Source organism: Pseudonocardia sp. CA-107938, from assembly GCF_050936315.1.
GTDB lineage: Bacteria > Actinomycetota > Actinomycetes > Mycobacteriales > Pseudonocardiaceae > Pseudonocardia.
In genome coordinates, this window is sequence record NZ_JBNJNA010000001.1 from 3934818 (window position 1) to 3953147 (window position 18330).

At 73.7% G+C, this 18330-nt stretch carries 23 protein-coding genes and 1 pseudogene; 15 read left to right on the top strand and 9 right to left on the bottom strand.

Annotated elements, in window-relative coordinates:
* Nucleotide 1: 1 nt before the first annotated feature.
* The gene (locus ACQEVB_RS19555; RefSeq protein ID WP_432973326.1) at nucleotides 2-397 is read right to left on the bottom strand and encodes a MarR family winged helix-turn-helix transcriptional regulator; all 396 of its coding nucleotides are present in this window, start codon (nucleotides 395-397) and stop codon (nucleotides 2-4) included.
* 75 nt (nucleotides 398-472) lie between these two features.
* Between ACQEVB_RS19555 and ACQEVB_RS19560 the strand changes: the two genes are divergently transcribed.
* Genes ACQEVB_RS19560 through mug form a run of 3 tightly spaced genes read left to right on the top strand, consistent with a single transcriptional unit; the run spans nucleotide 473 to nucleotide 2819 of the window.
* Complete coding sequence (locus ACQEVB_RS19560; RefSeq protein WP_432973329.1) at nucleotides 473-838, top strand: MarR family winged helix-turn-helix transcriptional regulator; 366 nt, start codon at nucleotides 473-475, stop codon at nucleotides 836-838.
* A gap of 10 nt (nucleotides 839-848) precedes the next feature.
* Nucleotides 849-2252: an amidase family protein gene (locus ACQEVB_RS19565; RefSeq protein WP_432973332.1), complete on the top strand. Its 1404-nt coding sequence runs from the start codon at nucleotides 849-851 to the stop codon at nucleotides 2250-2252.
* A 9-nt stretch (nucleotides 2253-2261) separates the two neighbouring features.
* Nucleotides 2262-2819, top strand: coding sequence for a G/U mismatch-specific DNA glycosylase (gene mug / locus ACQEVB_RS19570; protein WP_432973335.1), 558 nt, complete (start codon nucleotides 2262-2264; stop codon nucleotides 2817-2819).
* Here mug and ACQEVB_RS19575 read toward each other — a convergent pair whose 3' ends face one another.
* From ACQEVB_RS19575 to ACQEVB_RS19590, 4 genes are read right to left on the bottom strand one after another with little or no spacing between them, the layout of a single operon-like run.
* Entirely contained in the window at nucleotides 2820-3239 is a 420-nt protein-coding gene (locus ACQEVB_RS19575; protein ID WP_432973338.1) for a PIN domain-containing protein, read from the bottom strand.
* Nucleotides 3236-3472: an AbrB/MazE/SpoVT family DNA-binding domain-containing protein gene (locus tag ACQEVB_RS19580; protein WP_432973341.1), complete on the bottom strand. Its 237-nt coding sequence runs from the start codon at nucleotides 3470-3472 to the stop codon at nucleotides 3236-3238. Before ACQEVB_RS19580 ends, ACQEVB_RS19575 begins: the two co-directional genes overlap by 4 nt.
* 31 nt (nucleotides 3473-3503) lie before the next feature.
* Nucleotides 3504-4469 (bottom strand): non-homologous end-joining DNA ligase, encoded by a 966-nt coding sequence (gene ligD / locus ACQEVB_RS19585; RefSeq protein WP_432973344.1) that lies wholly within the window; start codon nucleotides 4467-4469, stop codon nucleotides 3504-3506.
* 8 nt (nucleotides 4470-4477) lie between these two features.
* Nucleotides 4478-4747 carry a DUF2631 domain-containing protein gene (locus ACQEVB_RS19590; RefSeq protein ID WP_432973346.1) on the bottom strand — a complete coding sequence of 90 codons (270 nt, stop codon included), beginning with the start codon at nucleotides 4745-4747 and terminating at the stop codon, nucleotides 4478-4480.
* Nucleotides 4748-4818: 71 nt separating this feature from the next.
* Between ACQEVB_RS19590 and dxr the strand changes: the two genes are divergently transcribed.
* The 7 genes and pseudogenes from dxr to ACQEVB_RS19625 all read left to right on the top strand — a co-directional run bounded on the left by dxr (nucleotide 4819) and on the right by ACQEVB_RS19625 (nucleotide 10637).
* The gene (gene dxr, locus ACQEVB_RS19595) at nucleotides 4819-5988 is read left to right on the top strand and encodes a 1-deoxy-D-xylulose-5-phosphate reductoisomerase (protein ID WP_432973348.1); all 1170 of its coding nucleotides are present in this window, start codon (nucleotides 4819-4821) and stop codon (nucleotides 5986-5988) included.
* Nucleotides 5985-7277, top strand: a complete 1293-nt coding sequence (locus tag ACQEVB_RS19600; protein WP_432973351.1) for a M50 family metallopeptidase — start codon at nucleotides 5985-5987, stop codon at nucleotides 7275-7277. Before dxr ends, ACQEVB_RS19600 begins: the two co-directional genes overlap by 4 nt.
* A 75-nt stretch (nucleotides 7278-7352) precedes the next feature.
* A complete protein-coding gene (gene ispG, locus ACQEVB_RS19605) occupies nucleotides 7353-8495 on the top strand; it encodes a flavodoxin-dependent (E)-4-hydroxy-3-methylbut-2-enyl-diphosphate synthase (RefSeq protein ID WP_432973354.1) in 1143 nt (380 codons plus the stop codon).
* Between the two features lie 66 nt (nucleotides 8496-8561).
* Nucleotides 8562-9395 (top strand): GNAT family N-acetyltransferase, encoded by an 834-nt coding sequence (locus ACQEVB_RS19610; protein ID WP_432973357.1) that lies wholly within the window; start codon nucleotides 8562-8564, stop codon nucleotides 9393-9395.
* A 68-nt stretch (nucleotides 9396-9463) separates the two neighbouring features.
* A pseudogene (locus ACQEVB_RS19615) lies at nucleotides 9464-9793 on the top strand (GNAT family N-acetyltransferase); the annotation flags it as partial.
* 5 nt (nucleotides 9794-9798) lie between these two features.
* A complete protein-coding gene (locus tag ACQEVB_RS19620) occupies nucleotides 9799-10449 on the top strand; it encodes an alpha/beta fold hydrolase (RefSeq protein ID WP_432973360.1) in 651 nt (216 codons plus the stop codon).
* 14 nt (nucleotides 10450-10463) lie between these two features.
* Nucleotides 10464-10637, top strand: coding sequence for a hypothetical protein (locus ACQEVB_RS19625; RefSeq protein WP_432973363.1), 174 nt, complete (start codon nucleotides 10464-10466; stop codon nucleotides 10635-10637).
* Here the strand turns inward: ACQEVB_RS19625 and ACQEVB_RS19630 are convergent.
* Together ACQEVB_RS19630 and ACQEVB_RS19635 are read right to left on the bottom strand one after the other, a co-directional pair.
* Complete coding sequence (locus ACQEVB_RS19630; RefSeq protein WP_432973366.1) at nucleotides 10616-11440, bottom strand: ABC transporter permease; 825 nt, start codon at nucleotides 11438-11440, stop codon at nucleotides 10616-10618. The genes ACQEVB_RS19625 and ACQEVB_RS19630 overlap by 22 nt on opposite strands.
* Nucleotides 11437-12399, bottom strand: a complete 963-nt coding sequence (locus tag ACQEVB_RS19635; RefSeq protein ID WP_432973369.1) for an ATP-binding cassette domain-containing protein — start codon at nucleotides 12397-12399, stop codon at nucleotides 11437-11439. Before ACQEVB_RS19635 ends, ACQEVB_RS19630 begins: the two co-directional genes overlap by 4 nt.
* 136 nt (nucleotides 12400-12535) lie before the next feature.
* On the opposite strand from ACQEVB_RS19635, the gene ACQEVB_RS19640 reads away from it, so the two are divergent.
* Together ACQEVB_RS19640 and ACQEVB_RS19645 are read left to right on the top strand one after the other, a co-directional pair.
* On the top strand, nucleotides 12536-12811 hold the full coding sequence (locus ACQEVB_RS19640; protein ID WP_432973372.1) for a hypothetical protein: 276 nt from the start codon (nucleotides 12536-12538) through the stop codon (nucleotides 12809-12811).
* Nucleotides 12812-12839: 28 nt separating this feature from the next.
* The gene (locus ACQEVB_RS19645) at nucleotides 12840-13586 is read left to right on the top strand and encodes a TetR/AcrR family transcriptional regulator (RefSeq protein WP_432973375.1); all 747 of its coding nucleotides are present in this window, start codon (nucleotides 12840-12842) and stop codon (nucleotides 13584-13586) included.
* Here the strand turns inward: ACQEVB_RS19645 and ACQEVB_RS19650 are convergent.
* Complete coding sequence (locus ACQEVB_RS19650; protein ID WP_432973378.1) at nucleotides 13577-14023, bottom strand: MerR family transcriptional regulator; 447 nt, start codon at nucleotides 14021-14023, stop codon at nucleotides 13577-13579. The genes ACQEVB_RS19645 and ACQEVB_RS19650 overlap by 10 nt on opposite strands.
* Here ACQEVB_RS19650 and ACQEVB_RS19655 point away from each other — a divergent pair.
* Genes ACQEVB_RS19655 through ACQEVB_RS19665 form a run of 3 tightly spaced genes read left to right on the top strand, consistent with a single transcriptional unit; the run spans nucleotide 14022 to nucleotide 16909 of the window.
* Nucleotides 14022-14642, top strand: coding sequence for a class I SAM-dependent methyltransferase (locus ACQEVB_RS19655; RefSeq protein ID WP_432973381.1), 621 nt, complete (start codon nucleotides 14022-14024; stop codon nucleotides 14640-14642). The genes ACQEVB_RS19650 and ACQEVB_RS19655 overlap by 2 nt on opposite strands.
* Nucleotides 14643-14680: 38 nt before the next feature.
* Nucleotides 14681-16492, top strand: coding sequence for a penicillin-binding transpeptidase domain-containing protein (locus ACQEVB_RS19660; protein ID WP_432973384.1), 1812 nt, complete (start codon nucleotides 14681-14683; stop codon nucleotides 16490-16492).
* Nucleotides 16493-16534: 42 nt separating this feature from the next.
* Complete coding sequence (locus ACQEVB_RS19665) at nucleotides 16535-16909, top strand: DUF3054 domain-containing protein (RefSeq protein WP_432973387.1); 375 nt, start codon at nucleotides 16535-16537, stop codon at nucleotides 16907-16909.
* Here ACQEVB_RS19665 and ACQEVB_RS19670 read toward each other — a convergent pair whose 3' ends face one another.
* Nucleotides 16910-18244: an MFS transporter gene (locus ACQEVB_RS19670; RefSeq protein ID WP_432973390.1), complete on the bottom strand. Its 1335-nt coding sequence runs from the start codon at nucleotides 18242-18244 to the stop codon at nucleotides 16910-16912. It lies immediately after the preceding gene.
* Between the last annotated feature and the right edge of the window lie 86 nt (nucleotides 18245-18330).

The window sequence follows — 18330 nt, forward strand, 5'->3', positions numbered from 1 at the left end:
TTCACGGCCGGGGCAGTGCCGCGACGAAGCGGGTGAGCAGCTCCGCGAAGGTCGCCTGCTCGGTCTCGCTCCAGCCCGCCATCGCGGTCGCGAACACCTCTCGCCGGAACGCGTGGACGCGGGCCAGCCGCTCCGCACCGGCGTCGGTGAGCACCAACCAGGCCCGGCGGCCGTCCGACTGGTCGGCCTCGCGGCGCAGCAGGCCCGCCCCGACGGCTGCGGCGACCAGCTTGCTCGCGCGCGGCTGGTCGACTCCGAGCGCCTCGGCGATCTCCCCGACGCCGACCGGCCCGTCCGCGGCCTCGACGGCGTCGAGGACCGGCTGGAGGGTGTCGTCGGCCGCGCCCGCCACCCGGGCGAGGGTGCGGCGGGTCTGCCGGCGTCGGATGGCCACCATGGCGGCCTCGACGGCAGCAAGTGTATGTTCATGAGCATGTATATGTCTGATGACAACAAGCCTATCGGATGGTGGTTGAAAGAGGTCGACCGCCTCCTCGAGCAGTCGTTCGCCGGCGCGCTCGCCGTCGAGGGCGTCGACCGCCGGCAGTGGCAGCTGCTCAACGCCATCGCCCGGGAGGGCTCCGCCGATGTCCTCGCGCCGTTCCTGCCGGATCCGGCCGACCGTGATCACGCGGTCGCCGTGCTGGTCGAGCGCGGATGGGTCGAGCGCCGCGGCGACCGGCTCGTGCTGACGGCCGACGGCACGGCCCTGCGCGCCCGGCTGACGGTGATCATCGGCGAGCAGCGCCGCCGCATCACCGACGGCATCAGCGACGCCGAGTACGTCGCCACCGTGGACGTCCTCCGGCGGATGGCGGGGAACCTCGCCGTCCGGTGAAGATGAGCCCATGCTGCCCACCGCCCGCGAGGTGCTCGCCGACCTCGCCGCCCGTCGCGTGTCTGCCCGCGAACTGCTCGACGCCAGGCTGGCCCGCCACGAGGCCGTCCACCCGGTGCTGAACGCCGTCGTGCAGACCGACGTCGAGCGTGCCCGGCAGGAGGCCGCTGCCGTCGACGAGGCGCGGGCCCGCGGCGCCGAGCTGGGCCCGCTCGCCGGCCTGCCGATCACGGTGAAGGACTGCTTCGACGTCGCCGGCATGCCGGCGGTCTCGGGCAATCCCGCGTTCGTCGGGCGCGGGGAGTGCGTCGACGCGGCGACGGTCGCGATCGCGCGTGCCGCGGGTGCGGTCGTCTGGGGGAAGACGAACACCCCGCTCAACCTGGGCGACATCCAGAGCTACAACGAGGTCTTCGGCACCACCACCAACCCGTACGACCCGGACCGGACGTGCGGTGGCTCGTCCGGCGGCTCGGCCGCGGCGCTCGCCGCGGGCGTCACCGATCTGGAGATCGGCACCGACATCGGCGGCTCGCTGCGCCACCCCGCCAACTACTGCGGGGTGTACGCGCTGAAGCCGACGTGGGACCGGCTGCCGATGCGCGGGGTGGTGCCGCCGCTGCCGGAGAACTGGATGCTGTCGGACCTGTCGGTCGCCGGACCGATGGCCCGCACGGCCGACGACCTCGCGTTCCTGTGGGAGGTCCTCGCCGGGCGTACGGTGCCGCGCGGTGACGTGGCCGGCATGCGCGTGGCGCTGTGGGTCGGCGAGCCCGGCTACCCGCTCGCCGCCGACGTCCGGGGTGCCGTCGAACGGGCCGCCGACGTGCTGCGCGGCCAGGGGGCGAAGGTCGAGGTGGCAGCCCCGCCGTTCGGCGACGGGACGGGCGCGGGAAATGACGTCTACCTGGCGCTCCTGTTCGCCGTGCTCGGCGCGAGGAACCTCACCGCCGAGCAGTGGGAGCAGCTCGCGGCCCACCGGGGCGCCGAGCCGGGGCCGCGGTACCGGCCCGGGTCCTACGCGTACCACGCCACGGCGAGCTACCGCGAGTACGCCGCGGCCGCGGTGGCCCGCCAGCGGCTCAGGGACCGGCTGGCCGAGTGGTTCACCGGCTTCGACGCCATCCTGTGCCCCGTCGGCCCGGTACCGGCGTTCCCGCACCAGCACGAGGGCACGGTGTTCGACCGCGACCTCGACGTGGACGATGTGGCCGTGCCCTACGGCCACCTGTTCGACTGGATCGCCTTGGCCACCGCCTGCCACGCGCCGGCGATCGCGGCCCCGGTCGGCGCCACCGCAGCGGGGCTCCCGTTGGGCGTCCAGCTGGTCGGCCGTTGGGACGAGGAGCACCGGCTGCTCGACCTGGCCCGCGCGCTGGAGGCCGCGATCGGCCGCCCGGCACCCCCTGCCTAGGCTCGGTGGGTGGCTCGGTTCACCCGCGAGGAGCTGGAGGCGGCCCGCTCGCTGGTGGTGCCCGATCTCCTGCCCGGTCCTGACGACCCGCCGCTGCGCGTGCTGTTCTGCGGCATCAACCCGGGCCTGGTCACCGCGGTCACCGGGCACCACTTCGGGCGCCCGGGCAACCGCTTCTGGCCGGCGCTGCACGGCGCCGGGTTCACGCCCCGGCTGCTGCTGCCCGCCGAGCAGGGCGAGCTGCGGGGGTTGGGGCTGGGCATCACGAACGTCGTCGCGCGCACGACGGCCCGCGCCGACGAGCTCTCTGACGCAGAGCTGCGCGCCGGGGGAGAGAGGTTGCGGGCGCTCGTGGCGCGCACCCGCCCGCGCTGGCTCGCGGTGGCCGGGGTCGGCGCCTACCGCACGGCGTTCGACCGGCCGAAGGCCCAGGTCGGGCCGCAGGACGAGACGGTAGGCGACACCCGCGTGTGGGTCCTGCCCAACCCGAGCGGCCTCAACGCGCACTGGCAGCTGCCGGCGATGATCGAGGAGTACGCGCGGCTGCGGGAAGCAGCGCAGCGCTGATCAGCCCACGACGACGACGTCTGCGCCGACCGCCTCGTACGTCCGGCGTGCTCGAGCATCGCGGGTGGCGAGCGTCACGCGGTGTTGCGCCGCAGCAAGCGCGACCAGCCCGTCGTACACGGCGCCACCGCTGACCCCGGCCTCGGCGAGCATCGCGGGAATGTGCCCTCCGCGACCAGGACCGAGCAGCAACGGATCGTCCAACTGCGCCATGAGCCGTACCGCGTCGGTTGCGGACAGGCGTGCGTCACCAGGCAAGCGGGTCAGCACGGAGTACGTCTCCGCAAGTGCGTGCCCGCACAGCGGAGGCCGTCGACCGTCGAGCCACGAAACCACCCCCGCATGGTCGGGATGGCTCTTGAGCAGCAGCGGCACCGCCACACTCGTGTCGAGCCCGATCTCCGTGCCGACGGTCGTCATCGACGCCCGTCGTCGATGATCCTGAACATCATCTCGTCGGTCACCACGGTGTCACTGACAGCGACCAGCAGGCCGTCCTCCTCGACGATTCGGGCCGTACGTCCACCCGGGCTGAGATGGGCGCCGTCGCCGTAGCGGCTGATGTCCACCGTCCCGCCCGGTCGCAGGCCCAGCTCGTCGCGCAGCTGCTTCGGGATGACGATGCGACCGACCGCATCGATGGTGACCTCCATGGGAACAGGCTACCAACGATTTCCCAGTCGGTCAGTCCAGCTCCTGCGCCTCCGGCTCCGGCGGCTCCTCCGCGCCCTCGCGGGCGTCGCGGTCGGCCCATTCGAGGAGCTCGTCGAGGACGAACACGTGCTCGTCGATGCTCGCGTGCAGGTCGCCCAGCTCGGCGAACCGCACCGGGACCGTGGCGATGGTGAAGTCGGCGGGCTCGGCGTCGTCGATCTCGTCCCAGCGGATCGGCGTCGACACCACGGCCTCGTGCACCCCGCGCACCGAGTAGGCACTGCGGATGGTGTGGTCGCGGGCGTTCTGGTTGTAGTCGACGAACACCGAGTTCGGGTCGCGGTCCTTGCGCCACCACGTCAGGTCGACCAGGTCGCAGCGCCGGCCGACCTCGCGGGCGAAGGCGTGCGCGGCGCGGCGCACGTCCTGGAAGCCCCAGTTCGGCTCGATCCGCACGTAGACGTGCATGCCCTTGCCGCCGGACGTCTTCGGGAAGCCGACCGCACCCAGCTCGTCGAGCACCTCGTGGGCGACGTGCGCGACGCGGCGCACGTCCGCGTAGGAGGCGCCGGGCATCGGGTCGAGGTCGATGCGCCACTCGTCGGGTTGCTCGACGTGCCCGCGCCGGGAGTTCCAGGGGTGGAACTCGACGGTGGACATCTGCACCGCCCACACGACGTCGGCGACGTGCTGCACGCACAGCTCGTCGGCGGTGCGGTTCCAGCGCGGGAAGTGCACGCGCACCGTCTGCACCCAGTCGGGGGCGCCGCGCGGCAGCCGCTTCTGGTGCACCTTCTCGCCGGTCACGCCGGTGGGGAAGCGGTGCAGCATGCACGGCCGGTTGCGCAGCGCGCGCACGATGCCGTCGCCGACGGCGATGTAGTACTGCGCCAGGTCGAGCTTGGTCTCCCCGCGCGTGGGGAAGTACACGCGGTCGGGGTTGGAGATCCGCACGGTGCGGTCGCCGACCTCCAGCTCGACCGCGGACCCGGGCATGATCGGGCTCAGCGCCGCCAGGCGTTGCGCTTGTTGCGCACGGAGATGACCAGCCCGATGGCGAGGATGACGGCGAAGCCGACGAGGTAGAGGTCCTCGATCTTGCCGGTGTGGTTGCCGATCAGCATCGCGAGCAGCGCGATGATGCAGAAGATGCCCGCAGCCATGCCGCCGCGCGGGAAGCCGCCGTTCCAGCCCCACTCGCTGTGCGGGTCCGGCACGTCCTCCTCTGTGCCACCAGCACCACGCTGGGCCAGTTCGCGCGAGTTGGTCGCCACTGCCGTCCTCCTGATCAACCGATCTGCGGCCTCATCGTCGCACAACACCCGGCCGAGGATGATGGGAGGCGATGAGCACCACGAGATCCGTCACCGTGCTGGGGTCCACCGGCTCCATCGGCACCCAGGCGCTCGACCTGATCGCCCGCCACCCGGGCGCGTACCGGGTCGCCGGGCTGGCCGCCGGCGGGAGCGACGTCGAGCTGGTGGTGGCGCAGGCGCGCACGCACCGCGTCTCCCGCGTCGCCGTGGCGCGCGCCGACGCCGCGGCCGCGGTGCGCGACGCGCTGCCCGGCGTCGAGGTGCTGGCGGGGCCGGACGCCGCGACGGAGCTGGCCGGCGCGTCCGGTGTCGACATCGTGCTCAACGGCATCACCGGATCCGTGGGGCTGCGGCCCACGCTGGCGGCGCTGGGCGCGGGTGCCCGGCTGGCACTGGCCAACAAGGAGTCGCTGATCGCCGGCGGTCCGCTGGTGCTCGCAGCCGCGGCGCCGGGCCAGATCGTGCCGGTCGACTCGGAGCACTCCGCGCTCGCCCAGTGCCTGCGCGGCGGCCGCGCCGCGGAGGTGGAGCGGCTCGTCGTGACGGCGTCGGGCGGCCCGTTCCGCGGCCGCACGCGGGCCGAGCTGGCCGACGTCACCGTCGCGGACGCGCTGGCCCACCCGACCTGGGACATGGGCCCGGTGATCACCATCAACTCGGCCACCCTGGTCAACAAGGGCCTGGAGGTCATCGAGGCGCGGCTGCTGTTCGACGTCCCCTACGAGCGGATCGACGTGGTGGTGCACCCGCAGTCGATCGTGCACTCCATGGTCACGTTCGCCGACGGCTCCACGCTCGCGCAGGCCAGCCCGCCGGACATGGTCCTGCCCATCTCGCTGGCGCTGGGCTGGCCGGAGCGGATCGCCGGAGCGGCCGCCGCCTGCCGCTGGGACACGGCGCAGAGCTGGACGTTCGAGCCACTGGACGAGGACACGTTCGCGGGGGTGCGGCTGGCCCGTGCCGCCGGCGCCGCGGGCGGGTGCGTGCCCGCCGTGTTCAACGCCGCCAACGAGGAGGCCGTCGCCGCGTTCGTCGCCGGCGGGATCGGGTTCACCGGCATCACCGACGTCGTCGAGCGCGTCATCGACGCCGCCGACGGGTGGCACGGCGACCCGGCTACCGTGGACGACGTGCTCGCCGCCGAGGAGTGGGCGCGGGCACGGGCACGGGAGCTGGCCGGAGCAGGAGTGACCTCATGATGACCGTCCTCGGGATCGTCCTGTTCTTCCTGGGGATCCTGCTGTCGGTGGCCTGGCACGAGCTGGGGCACCTGCTGGCCGCCAAGCGGTTCGGCATCAAGGTGCCGGAGTTCTTCGTCGGGTTCGGCCGCACGCTCTGGTCGGTCAAGCGCGGCGAGACCGAGTACGGGGTGAAGCTCGTCCCGCTCGGCGGCTACATCCGCATGATCGGCATGATCCCGCCCGCGCGCGGCGAGGGCATGCTCGGTTCGAGCCGGCGCACCGGGCCGTTCCAGAGCCTGATCGACGACGTGCGCAGCCAGTCGGCGTCCGAGGTCAGGCCGGAGGACGTCGAGCGGCAGTTCTGGACCCGCGCCCCGTGGAAGCGGGTCGTGGTGATGTTCGCCGGCCCGTTCATGAACCTGGTGCTGGCGGTACTGATCTTCACGTTCTCGCTGATGGTGATCGGGGCACCGACCGGCACCAACACCACGGTCAGCGCGGTCTCCAAGTGCGTGGTGCCGGCGACCGCGACCACCGCGGTCTGCCCGCCCGACGCTCCGCTGACCCCGGCGGCCGCCGCCGGTTTCCAGGCAGGCGACCGGATCGTCTCGTTCCAGGGGCGGCCGTACGCGCCCGACCAGTGGGGCGACCTGCAGAAGGCCATCCGCGCGGCCAGCGGCACGGTGACCGTCGTCGTCGACCGCGGCGGCCAGCAGGTCGAGCTGCACCCCACGCTGGTGACCACCGACCTGCCGGACCTGGACAACCCGAAGGCCATCGTGCGGGGGAGTTTCCTCGGCCTGAGCCCCGTCACGTTCTACGAGCCGCAGGGGTTCGGGGTCGTCGTCGACCGGATCGGCGACGTCATCGCCCGCACGGGTGAGGCGATCGTGGCACTGCCGCAGCGGGTGCCGGGCTTGTTCGGCGCTGTCTTCCTGGGTGAGAAGCGCGACCAGGACAGTCCGGTGGGGGTGGTCGGCGCCTCGCGGCTGGGTGGGCAGATCCTCGACCAGGACCTGCCGGTGAAGACCGAGATCTCGATCTTCCTCAACCTGCTGGCGCTGGTGAACATCTCGCTGTTCCTGTTCAACCTGCTCCCCATCCCGCCGCTCGACGGCGGGCAGATCTTCCCGGCGATCTGGGAGGGCATCAGGCGCCGGATCGCCAAGCTGCGCGGCAAGCCGGACCCCGGCCCGGTCGACGTGGCCCGGCTGATGCCGTTCGCGTACGTGGTGGCGCTGGTCTTCGTGGCGTGGAGCGGGCTGCTGTTCGTGGCGGACATCATCAACCCGGTCACGATCAACTGACCTCCTGCCGCCTCGGTGGAGTGCTTCTGGCCACGGCCGCGTCGAGCTGGCACGGGCAGGGGGATACTGGAGGTCGTGACCGTCTCCCTCGGCATGCCCACCCCGCCCGCGCCGACGCTCGCGCCGCGCCGGCCCACCCGCCAGCTGCAGGTCGGCACGGTCGGTGTCGGTTCCGAGCACCCGATCTCGGTCCAGTCGATGACCACCACGTTGACCGCCGACGTCAACGCCACGCTGCAGCAGATCGCGGAGCTGACGGCGGCCGGGTGCGACATCGTGCGCGTCGCCTGCCCGAGCCAGGACGACGCCGAGGCGCTGCCGGCGATCGCGGCGAAGTCGCAGATCCCGGTGATCGCCGACATCCACTTCCAGCCGAAGTACGTGTTCGCCGCCATCGAGGCCGGCTGTGCCGCGGTGCGGGTGAACCCGGGCAACATCCGCAAGTTCGACGACCAGGTGAAGGAGATCGCGGCGGCCGCGAAGGACCACGGCACCCCGATCCGGATCGGCGTCAACGCGGGCTCGCTGGACAAGCGGCTGCTCCAGAAGTACGGCAAGGCCACCCCGGAGGCGCTGGCCGAGTCGGCGATGTGGGAGGCGAGCCTGTTCGCCGAGCACGACTTCCACGACATCAAGATCTCGGTGAAGCACAACGACCCGGTCGTGATGATCCGGGCGTACGAGCTGCTGGCCGAGCAGTGCGACTACCCGCTGCACCTCGGCGTGACTGAGGCCGGGCCGGCGTTCCAGGGCACCATCAAGTCGGCCGTCGCGTTCGGGGCGCTGCTGCGCCAGGGCATCGGCGACACGATCCGCGTCTCGCTGTCGGCGCCGCCGGTCGAGGAGATCAAGGTCGGCACGCAGATCCTGCAGTCGCTCAACCTGCGCCCCCGCAAGCTGGAGATCGTCTCCTGCCCGTCCTGCGGGCGCGCACAGGTCGACGTCTACAAGCTGGCCGACGAGGTCACCGCCGGTCTGACGGGCATGGAGGTGCCGCTGCGCGTCGCCGTCATGGGCTGCGTGGTGAACGGGCCGGGCGAGGCCCGCGAGGCGGATCTCGGCGTCGCGTCCGGCAACGGCAAGGGCCAGATCTTCGTCAAGGGTGAGGTCGTGAAGACCGTGCCGGAGCACGCCATCGTCGAGACCCTCATCGAGGAGGCGATGAAGATCGCCGAGTCGATGGAGGGCGAGGGCGCGCCGCAGGTCACCGTCGGCTGACGCACGCCACACGCGATCGGCGGATCCGCCATGTCCTCCGGCGCGTCCGTGTGGCACCGTAGGAGCGTGCTACGTGTCGCCGGCGCGCGGCTTCTCGATGATCGGGACCGCCCAGGGGTTCGCGCGGTCCTGGACGACGATCCGGTGGCCTCCTGCATGGTCGCGGCACGCGTCGAGCTGGCGGGGCTGGACCCGTGGCGGCTCGGCGGCGAGCTGTGGGGCGTCGGTTCCCGGTTCGACGGCCTGTGCTTCGCCGGCGCGAACCTCGTGCCGCTGCGCGGTGACCGGCACGCCCTGCGCAGCTTCGCCGACCGCGCCCGCCGCCACGGTCGCACCTGCTCGTCGGTGGTGGGCCGGGCCGAGCTGGTGCTGCCGCTGTGGGAGGAGCTGGCCGCGCACTGGGCCCCGGCCCGCGAGGTGCGCGACGACCAGCCGCTGATGGTGCTGGCCGGCGCGCCGGCCGTCCCGCCCGACCCGTACGTCCGCGAGGTGCGGCCCGCCGAGCTCGACGCGTACCTGCCGGCCGCCATCGCGATGTTCACCGAGGAGGTCGGCATCGACCCCTGCGCGGGCGACGGCGGAGCCGGCTACCGGGCGCGGGTCGCCGAGCTCGTCGGCGCCGGTCGGGCCTTCGCGCGGTTCGAGCACGGGCAGGTGGTGTTCAAGGCCGAGATCGGTGCGCTGTCGGGCCGGGTCGGGCAGATCCAGGGCGTGTGGGTGCATCCCGCGCACCGCGGCCGGGGGCTCGGCATCTCGGGCACGGCCGCGGTCGCGGACCGGCTCGCCGGGCTGGGCCGGATCGCGAGCCTGTACGTGAACAGCTTCAACCACACCGCCCGCGCGGTGTACCGCAGGATCGGGTTCACGCAGGTCGGCAGCTTCGCGACGATCCTCTTCTGAAGACGATGGACCTGGAGGTCCGCGCGGTCGAGGGACCGGGAGTGCCGGTCGTGCTGCTGCACGGCGCGGGCGACGGCGGAGCCGGCTACCGGGCGCGGGTCGCCGAGCTCGTCGGCGCCGGGCGCGCGTTCGCGCGGTTCGAGCACGGGCAGGTCGTGTTCAAGGCCGAGATCGGTGCGCTGTCGGGCCGGGTCGGGCAGATCCAGGGGGTCTGGGTGCATCCCGCGCACCGCGGCCGGGGGCTCGGCATCGCCGGCACGGCCGCGGTCGCGGACCGGCTCGCCGGGCTGGGCCGGATCGCGAGCCTGTACGTGAACAGCTTCAACCACACCGCCCGCGCGGTGTACCGCAGGATCGGGTTCACGCAGGTCGGCAGCTTCGCGACGATCCTCTTCTGAAGACGGTGGACCTGGAGGTCCGCGCGGTCGAGGGACCGGGAGTGTCGGTCGTGCTGCTGCACGGCGTGAGCGACAGCGCCGCGGGCTACCGGCCGGTCCTGGCGCACCTGGAGGGCCGGCACCCGGCGCGCGCGGTCAGCTTCCGCGGCCACGGCGGCTCGGCGCGCGCCGGCTCGTACATGCTCGCCGACTACTGCGCCGACGTCGTCGCGCTGATCGAGGGCACCGCGCCCGCCGTGCTGGCCGGGCACTCGCTGGGCTCGGTCGTCGCGGCCCGGCTGGCGAGCACCCGACCGGACCTGGTCGCGGGGTTCTTCGTCGAGGACAGCCCGCTGCTCGCCCTGCGCGACCCGGAGCGCGCCGACGCGCCGTGGTTCGACGTGTTCCGCCGCACGCAGGCGCTCCTGGCGGACCCGCCCGCCGACGACGCGGCGTTCCTCGCCGCTGTCGGTGATCTCCCCGTCGGCGTCCCCGGCAGCGACGTGCGGATGCGCGACGTGGCCAGCCCGCGGTTCCTCCAGCTGCGCGCGAGCGTGCTGCGGCAGGTCGACCCATGCGTGTTCGACCCGATCCTGGACGGCACGCTCGTCCCGCCGGAGCTGCCGGACGCGCTGGCCACGATCGGCTGCCCGACCGCGGTCATCGCCGGCACCTGACGAACGGTGGGGCGATGACCGCGGCCGACATCGCGCAGTGGCAGCGCAGCATCCCCCACGCCACCGTCACCGTGCTGGAGCGCGTGGGGCACGTGATCCACCTCGGCCCGACCCCGGTGCGCACGGCGTACCTGGCCGCGCTCGACGGCCTGCTGGAGCGTCTCGCTCAGCGGGAGACCGCGCGGTAGCGGCGCACCGCCAGCGGCAGGAACACCGCGACGATCAGCACCGGCCACGCGATGGCCAGGAACAGGGCGTGCTGGGCCGGCCAGCTCGCCGTCGCCGACGTGACGGCGCCCGCGTTGCCGAAGAGCACGCGGATCGCGCCGACCGTCGCCGAGAGCGGGTTCCAGTCGGCCACCGCGCCCAGCCAGCCGGGCATCTGCTCGGGGGCGACGAACGTGTTGGCCACCATCGTCAACGGGAAGAGCGGCGCCCAGGCGAGCCCGGCCGCCTCCTGGGTGACGACCAACCCCAGGAAGATCCCCACCCAGATCATGGCGAACCGCAGGAGCAGCAGGAGCGCGACGGCGGCGAGGGTCTCCAGCGGCCCGGTCCGCGTGACCCACCCGACGAGCAGCCCGCACCCCATGAGTACCGCGAGGTCGAGGACGGAGTTGTTGAGGTCGGCGATGCTGCGGCCGATCAGGAACGCTCCGCGCGACACCGGCATGGAGCGGAACCGGTCGGTCACCCCGCGGGCCTGGTCGGCGGCGACCACGGCGACGGTGGCGGCAGCCCCGTTCACCATGGCCTGGGCGAACATGCCCGGCATCAGGAACTCGCGGTAGTCGCCTCCGCCGGGCACCGTGATCGCGCTGCCGAACACGAAGCCGAACAGCAGCACGAACATCACCGGGAACGTCACGCTGGAGACGATCACGGCCGGGTTGCGCACCCAGTGGACGAGGTCGCGACGGGCGATCGTCCAGGAGTCGGCGGCGAGCCAGCGCAGCGACGAGCCGGGCGTGGGGACGGTCAGCACGCTCATGCGGGCACCTTCTCGGGGTTCTCGGCAGCTTGGGGGCCGGTGAGGTGCAGGAACACCTCGTCGAGCGTGGGGCGGCGCACCGAGATGTCGTCGACGTCGACCATGGCGTCGTCCAGCCCTCGCACGACCGCGGTGAGCGCCGCGACCCGGTCCCGGACGGGCGCACTGGCTCGCAGCAGCACCTGGTCGAGCTCGGGGTCGGTGCCGGTGATGCGGGCGAGGACGGACGCGACCGCTGGCAGGTCGTGCTCCTCCCGCACCTGGACGGAGATGCGGTCGCCGCCGAGCTGCGACTTCAGCTCGGCCGGGGTGCCCTCGGCGACCTTCCGCCCGCCGTCGAGCACCACGACCTGGTCGGCGAGCTGGTCGGCCTCGTCGAGGTACTGGGTGGTCATCAGGACCGTGGTGCCGTCGGCGACCAGGCCGCGCAGCGCGGCCCACACCTCGCCGCGGTTGCGCGGGTCGAGGCCGGTCGTGGGCTCGTCGAGGAAGAACACCCGCGGGGCGAGGACGAGGCTGCTGGCGATGTCGAGCCGGCGGCGCATGCCGCCCGAGTACTGCTTGGCCCGCCGGTCGGCCGCCTCGGTGAGCCCGAACTGGGCGAGCAGCTCGTCGGCGCGGCGGCGGGCGTCGGCGCGGGAGAGGTGGAAGAGCCGGCCCCACAGCTCGAGGTTCTCCCGGCCGGTGAGGACGTCGTCGACGGTGGTGGCCTGGCCGGTCAGGCCGATCACCCGCCGGACCCCGGCCGGGTCGGCGGTCACGTCGATGCCGGCCACCTCGGCGCGCCCGCGGTCGGCGCGCAGCAGCGTGGCCAGCACGCGCACGGCCGTCGTCTTGCCGGCGCCGTTGGGGCCGAGCAGCCCGCAGACGGTGCCTTCCGCCACCTCGAGGTCGAGCCCGTCGAGGGCCACCTTCGCGCCGAACGAGTGGCCGAGGCCGACGGCGCGGATGCCGCTCACGGGATCACCAAACTGGGTACGATGTACGTCATGCGTACACGGTACCCACTTTTCGGGGGGTGTGTCGACCCGGTTGTCGACGCCCGTACTCTCGGCTGCTGTGCGATCCCTTTCGTCCCTTGTTTCCGTTCTCGCTGTGCTCGTGCTGGTCGGCTGCGGCGGGCAGGGCTCCAGCACGAACTGTGGCCTCGACGGGTGCACGGTGACGTTCCCGCGCAGCGGCGGCCAGACCGCGGTGTCCGTGCTCGGCGTGCAGGCCCGGCTGGTGGACGTGCAGAACGGCACCGCGCGGCTGGAGGTTGCCGGGCAGCAGGTCAGCGTGCCGGTCGGCGGCCAGACGGAGGCCGGTGGGCTGCAGGTGGGCGTCGAGCGGGTGACCGACGCGGAGGTCGTGGTGCGCCTGCGGGTGTGAGGCTTCGGCCGGTGAATACCGTGTCGGCATGAGCACGGAACCCGGCGGCGAGCTGCGGCGCAGCCTCGACCTGATGTGGCAGGGCGTGCCCGAGCCCGCCCGCGGGCCCCGCCACAGCCTGTCCCTGGAGCGCATCGTGCGGGCCGCCGTCGCCGTGGCGGACGCCGAGGGGCTCGCGGCGCTGTCGATGCGGCGCATCGCCGCCGAGCTGGACGCCGGCGCCATGTCGCTCTACCGCTACGTGCCGGGCAAGACCAACCTGATCGACCTGATGGTGGACGAGGTCTACGGGGAGGACCTCGACGAGCTCGCCGCCGTCGAGGGGGACTGGCGGGCGCGGATCACGCGCAGCGCGCAGCTGCAGTGGGCCACCTACCTGCGCCACCCCTGGATGCTGCAGATCCCGCAGGGGCGCCCGCTCCTCGGGCCGAACTCCATGCGGGCCACCGAGATCGCGCTCGGCCAGGTCGACGGCCTCGGGCTGGACGAGCACGAGATGACCGGTGTCGTCATCGCCGTCAACTCGTTCGTCGCCGGGCTGGCCCGCAGCACCGTCGAGAACCTGCAGGCCGCCGAACAGACCGGCCTGAGCGACGAGGACTGGTGGTCGGTGCACTCGGAGGTCTTCGCCACCGCGCTGCCCCCCGGCACGATGCCGATGCTGGAACGCCTCGGCGAGGCCGGGGTGTGGTCCGGCGACTTCGACTCGTTCGGCTTCGGGCTGGAGCGGCTGCTCGACGGCATCGCGGTGCTGGTGGCGGAACGTCAGGCCTGACCGTCGATCAGCTCGTCGAGCACGGCGTGCAGGTGCGGGCACTCGTGGACCGGGCTCGGGGCCGGGCAGTCGCGCGCAGCAGCCAGGATCTCCCGGGCACGGCGGGCCCGCGCGATCACGGTGTCGAGCTGGGCGATCTGCTCGTCGACGGCGGCAGCCCAGCCCGTCGGCCCCGGACGCACTGCCGACCGGATCGCGGCGACGCCGAAACCCAGCTCCCGGGCCAAGGCCACGAACGCCAGCGTGCGCAGGTCCGAGCGGTCGTAGCGGCGCCGCCCGTCCCGCCCGCGGGCCGGGGTGACGACGCCCTGTTCCTCGTAGAACCGCAGGGCCGTCGGGGCGAGACCGACCCGCCGGGCCGCAGCGCCGATCGCGAGCCCGTCCGGCTGCTCCGGGGTTGACGTCGAGTGCACTGGAGGATGCACGGTGGCGGCCATGGAGCCATCGATACCACCGGCATGGAGCACCGGCCACGTGCCGAACCGGATCGCGGGCCGACCCGAGGGCTGGCTGGGCGCGCTCGGCGGCCGGCTGCTCGCGCTCAACCGCGCGCAGCAGGACGAGGTGCTGGCCCTGCTGGGTCCGCTGGACGGCGCGCGGGTCGTCGAGATCGGGCCGGGACCCGGGATCCTGCTGGGCATGCTCGCCGCCTGCCGGGACGTCGAGCACGTCGTCGGGGTCGAGCCGTCACGGTCGATGCGGCGCCTCGCGACCCGCCGGCTGGCCGAGGCCATCGCCGCGGGTCGGGTGGAGGTGCGGGCCGGCGCGGCGGACGCCACCGGGCTGCCGGACGATGCCGTCGACGTCGTCGTCACCGTCAACACGGTGGCGATCTGGCCCGACCTGGACGCCGGCGCCGCCGAGATCGCGCGCGTGCTGCGCCCCGGCGGCCGGGCCCTCGTCAGCTGGCACGGCGGCGACCGCGGGGCGCGCGGCGGGCTGGGGCTCACCGACGACCAGCTCGCCCGCATCGAGGCCGCGTTGGGCCGGCACATCGGGCCGGTCGTGCGTCGCCACACCCCGCGCTCGACGGTGTTCCTCGCGTCCCCGGCGTGACCTGAGAGGCGCGACCCGCCGGGCGGCATACTCGGGCCGTGCGCGTACGGACGTTCCTCGCCCTGCTCGCCGCGCTGGTCGTGCTCGCCGGGGTCGCCGGGTGCGGCCTGTTCGGTGGCGGTCCCGAGCCCGTGGCCAAGGCCTTCGCCGAGGCCTGGGCGAAGGCCGACGACGAGGCGGCGGGGAGACTCACCGACAACGCCATCACGGCAGCCGCGCAGCTGCGCGCCACCCGGGAGGCGCTGGCCCCCAGCGGGTTGACGGTGACTGTCGGCCAGGTGCGGGAGGCCACCGACAAGGCCACCGCCTCGATGGACGTGACCTGGGCGCTGGGACCGGGCCGGACGTGGCACTACCTCGGCTCGGTGGAGCTGGTCCGCGCCGACAAGGCCGAGCACGGCTGGCTGGTGCACTGGGCGCCGTCGGTCGTGCATCCCGACCTCGGTGCCGGGCAGCGACTCGCCGTCTCCACCACACCCGCTGAACCCGGGCCGGTGCTGGACCGCGCCGGTGTCCCGCTGCTCTCGGCCACGCCGGTGGTCACCGTGCTGCTCGACCGCCTGGCCGCCGGCGACCTCCCGACCGTCACCGGCGCGCTGGCGGCCGCGCTGCGACCGATCGACGACCGGATCACCCAGCAGTCGATCACCGACGGTGCCGCGCGCACCCCCGACGGGCAGGGCTACACCGTCGCGGTGCTGCGCCGCCCCGACTACGAGCGGGTGAAGAACGCCATCCACGACCTGCCGGGGGTGCGGTTCACCAGCTCCGACCGGCTGCTCGGCCCCGCACCGGCGTTCGGGCAGCAGGTGCTGCCCGGCGTCCGCACCGAGATGGCCGCGCAGATCGACGGCGTGCCCGGCTGGGGTGTGCGGGTGGTCGACCAGAGCGGGCAGACGGTGCGTCCCCTCGTCGACGAAGCTCCCAAGGCCGGCACCGCCGTGTCGACGGGTCTGGACCGGGCGATCCAGGCCGCCGCCGAGGACGCCGTCGAGCCGCTGCCGCAGCAGGCGATGCTGGTCGCGATCTCGCCGTCGACGGGCGACGTGCTCGCCGTGGCGCAGAACGGGCCGGCCGACACCGGCGGCGCGCTCGCGCTGACCGGCCGGTACCCGCCCGGCTCCACGTTCAAGATCGCGACGGCGGTGGCGGCCGTCGGCACGGAGGGGCTCACCGTCGACTCGCCGGTCGCGTGCCCCGGCCAGACCGTGATCGGCGGGCGGGCCGTGCCCAACGAGGACCGGTTCGCCCTCGGCACCGTGCCGCTGCGCCAGGCCTTCGCGCGCTCCTGCAACACCACGTTCGCCCAGCTCGGGTCGACGCTGGCGGCGGACGCACTGCCCACAGCCGCGCGCACGCTCGGCCTCGGCGCCGACTACGCGGTGCCCGGCATCCTCACCGTCACCGGCTCGGTACCGGTCGCCGACGACCCCGTCCTCCGCGCGGAGAACGGGTTCGGGCAGGGCCGGGTGCTGGCCAGCCCGTTCGGGATGGCGCTGGTCGCCGCCACCGTCGCGCACGCGGCGCCCGTCGTGCCGCAGCTGATCCGCGGCCGGCCCACCGCTGTCACCACGCCCGCCACCCAGCCCGACCCGGCCGTGCTCGCGCAGGTGCGCACGATGATGCGCGCCGTCGTCACCGAAGGCACCGCGACCAGGCTGAACGCGCTGGGCGAGGTGTACGGCAAGACCGGCACCGCCGAGTTCGACCTCGACGGGCGCCGCGGCGCCCACGGCTGGTTCGCCGGGTTCCGCGGCGACGTCGCGCTCGCCGTCCTCGTCGTCGACGGCGGCAGCTCCGCCCCGGCAGTGGACGCGGCCGGCCGGTTCCTGGCGGCCATCGGTGGGTGACGGCGGGACAGCACGCGGCGGCAGCGGCTACCCTGGCCCTTCGTGGACCGCCGGATCCCCCTGCTCGCCGTCGCTGCCGACGTCGTCGCCGTGCTGGTGTTCGCCGCCGTCGGCCGCACCAACCACGCCGAGGCCTTCGACGTCGCCGGGTTGCTCACCACCGCAGGGCCGTTCCTGGCGGGCCTGGCGCTCGCCTGGGCCACCCCGTACGTGCGGTCAGATCCGGCGAGCCTCGGCTCCGGCGCGGCCGTGCTGGCGGGCACCGCGCTGGTCGGGTTCGTGCTGCGGGCGATCCTGCTGGGGCGCCTGCCGATCTCGTTCGTGCTGGTCGCCACCGTGTCACTCGCAGTGCTCCTCGTCGGATGGCGCGGGCTGTCGCTCCTGGTGGCCCGTCGCGTCGTCGGCTCGTCCCGCTGATCACGACCTGCGGCTGCGCACCAGCACCAGCGCTGTGCCGGCCGCTGCGGCCGTGAGCACCAGCGCGGCGACCAGCGCGCGGCCGAGTGAGCCGTCGGCGAGGTAGAGCCCGCCGAGCAGGGCCACGCCGAACGTCGTGCCGAACTGCTGGACGGCGTTGAGCAGTCCCGCTGCCGAGCCGGTCTCCTGCGGCGCGACCTGCCCGAGTGCCGCGGTGAAGAACGGCACCGTGAACAGGCCCATCCCGATCCCGCCGAGTGCGAGCGCAACCACCGACAGCCCTGAGGCGGTCGCCAGCCCCGCAACGAGCACGGCCAGCCCGGCGAGCATCGTCCGCGGGCCGAAGCGGGCCACCAGGACGCGACCCGACACCAGGGACGCGACCGCGGAGCCCACGGACCACGGCAGCAGCGCCAGGCCGGCGGTGCCCGCGTCGGCCCCGGCGTGCAGCTGGAGGTGCAGGACGACCACGAAGACCGTCCCGTTCACCGCGGCGAAGAACGTCGTGGAGGTGAGGAGCGCGCACGGGAACGCGAGGCGGCGGAAGAGCGCGACCTCCACGAGCGTCGGCCGGCCGGCCCGGGCCGCCGCGCGCTGCACGAGCACCAGCCCGCCGAGTGCGGCCGCGCCGACCAGGAGCATCGGCCGGGTCGTGGCCGTGCCGTCGATCAACGGGTAGGTCAGCAGGCCCAGCGCGAGCACCGCGACCAGCGTCCCGGGCAGGTCGAACCCGGGGCGGGTGCCGGCGCGGTCCTCCCGCAGCCGGCGGGTCAGCGCCAGCACCACGGCGGCCAGCGGGAGGTTCACGAGGAACACCGCGCGCCACGACAGGCCGGCGACGTCGGCGGCGGTCAGCAGGCCGCCCAGCGGCGGCCCGAACACCGCGGTCAGCCCCATCACCGGGCCGATCCAGCCCAGCGCGCGCGGCAGCTCCCGCCCGTCGAACATCGCGCGGATCAGCCCGAACGTCTGCGGCACGATCGCCGCGGCCGCCACTCCCTGCACGGCCCGGGCCGCCAGGAGCAGTGCGACGGACGGCGCGCACGCGCAGGCCGCCGACGCGAGCGCGAACCCGACGACCCCGCCGACGAACAGGCGGCGTCGGCCCCAGGCGTCGCCGAGGCGGCCGCCGGAGACGAGCAGCACCGCGAACGGCAGCGTGTACGCCGCGGTGAGCCATGGCAGCGTCGCGTCGGAGGCGCCGAGCTCGGCGCGGACGGTCGGTGCGGCCACCTGGACGACGGTCGTGTCGAGCACGTTCATGGACTCGGCGAGCAGTAGCGCGACGAGCCCGGCCCACCGCCCGCGGTGGGGGAGCACGGTTGTGTCGGTCATGGACGGGACGGTCCGGCCAGATGAGTGCGCGTTCCACTGAATGCGGGTCATCCTGTAGATCTGTTCCATCGGTGGCCGATGGAGGA

Bases quoted from the DNA above. Each gene is read 5' to 3' on its own strand.
- ACQEVB_RS19555 (WP_432973326.1), bottom strand. From the start codon at position 397: ATGGTGGCCATCCGACGCCGGCAGACCCGCCGCACCCTCGCCCGGGTG.
- ACQEVB_RS19565 (WP_432973332.1), top strand. From the start codon at position 849: ATGCTGCCCACCGCCCGCGAGGTGCTCGCCGACCTCGCCGCCCGTCGC.
- ACQEVB_RS19575 (WP_432973338.1), bottom strand. From the start codon at position 3,239: ATGACGACCGTCGGCACGGAGATCGGGCTCGACACGAGTGTGGCGGTG.
- ACQEVB_RS19580 (WP_432973341.1), bottom strand. From the start codon at position 3,472: ATGGAGGTCACCATCGATGCGGTCGGTCGCATCGTCATCCCGAAGCAG.
- ligD (WP_432973344.1), bottom strand. From the start codon at position 4,469: ATGCCCGGGTCCGCGGTCGAGCTGGAGGTCGGCGACCGCACCGTGCGG.
- dxr (WP_432973348.1), top strand. From the start codon at position 4,819: ATGAGCACCACGAGATCCGTCACCGTGCTGGGGTCCACCGGCTCCATC.
- ACQEVB_RS19600 (WP_432973351.1), top strand. From the start codon at position 5,985: ATGATGACCGTCCTCGGGATCGTCCTGTTCTTCCTGGGGATCCTGCTG.
- ACQEVB_RS19625 (WP_432973363.1), top strand. From the start codon at position 10,464: ATGACCGCGGCCGACATCGCGCAGTGGCAGCGCAGCATCCCCCACGCC.
- ACQEVB_RS19630 (WP_432973366.1), bottom strand. From the start codon at position 11,440: ATGAGCGTGCTGACCGTCCCCACGCCCGGCTCGTCGCTGCGCTGGCTC.
- ACQEVB_RS19645 (WP_432973375.1), top strand. From the start codon at position 12,840: ATGAGCACGGAACCCGGCGGCGAGCTGCGGCGCAGCCTCGACCTGATG.
- ACQEVB_RS19655 (WP_432973381.1), top strand. From the start codon at position 14,022: ATGGAGCCATCGATACCACCGGCATGGAGCACCGGCCACGTGCCGAAC.
- ACQEVB_RS19650 (WP_432973378.1), bottom strand. From the start codon at position 14,023: ATGGCCGCCACCGTGCATCCTCCAGTGCACTCGACGTCAACCCCGGAG.
- ACQEVB_RS19670 (WP_432973390.1), bottom strand. From the start codon at position 18,244: ATGACCGACACAACCGTGCTCCCCCACCGCGGGCGGTGGGCCGGGCTC.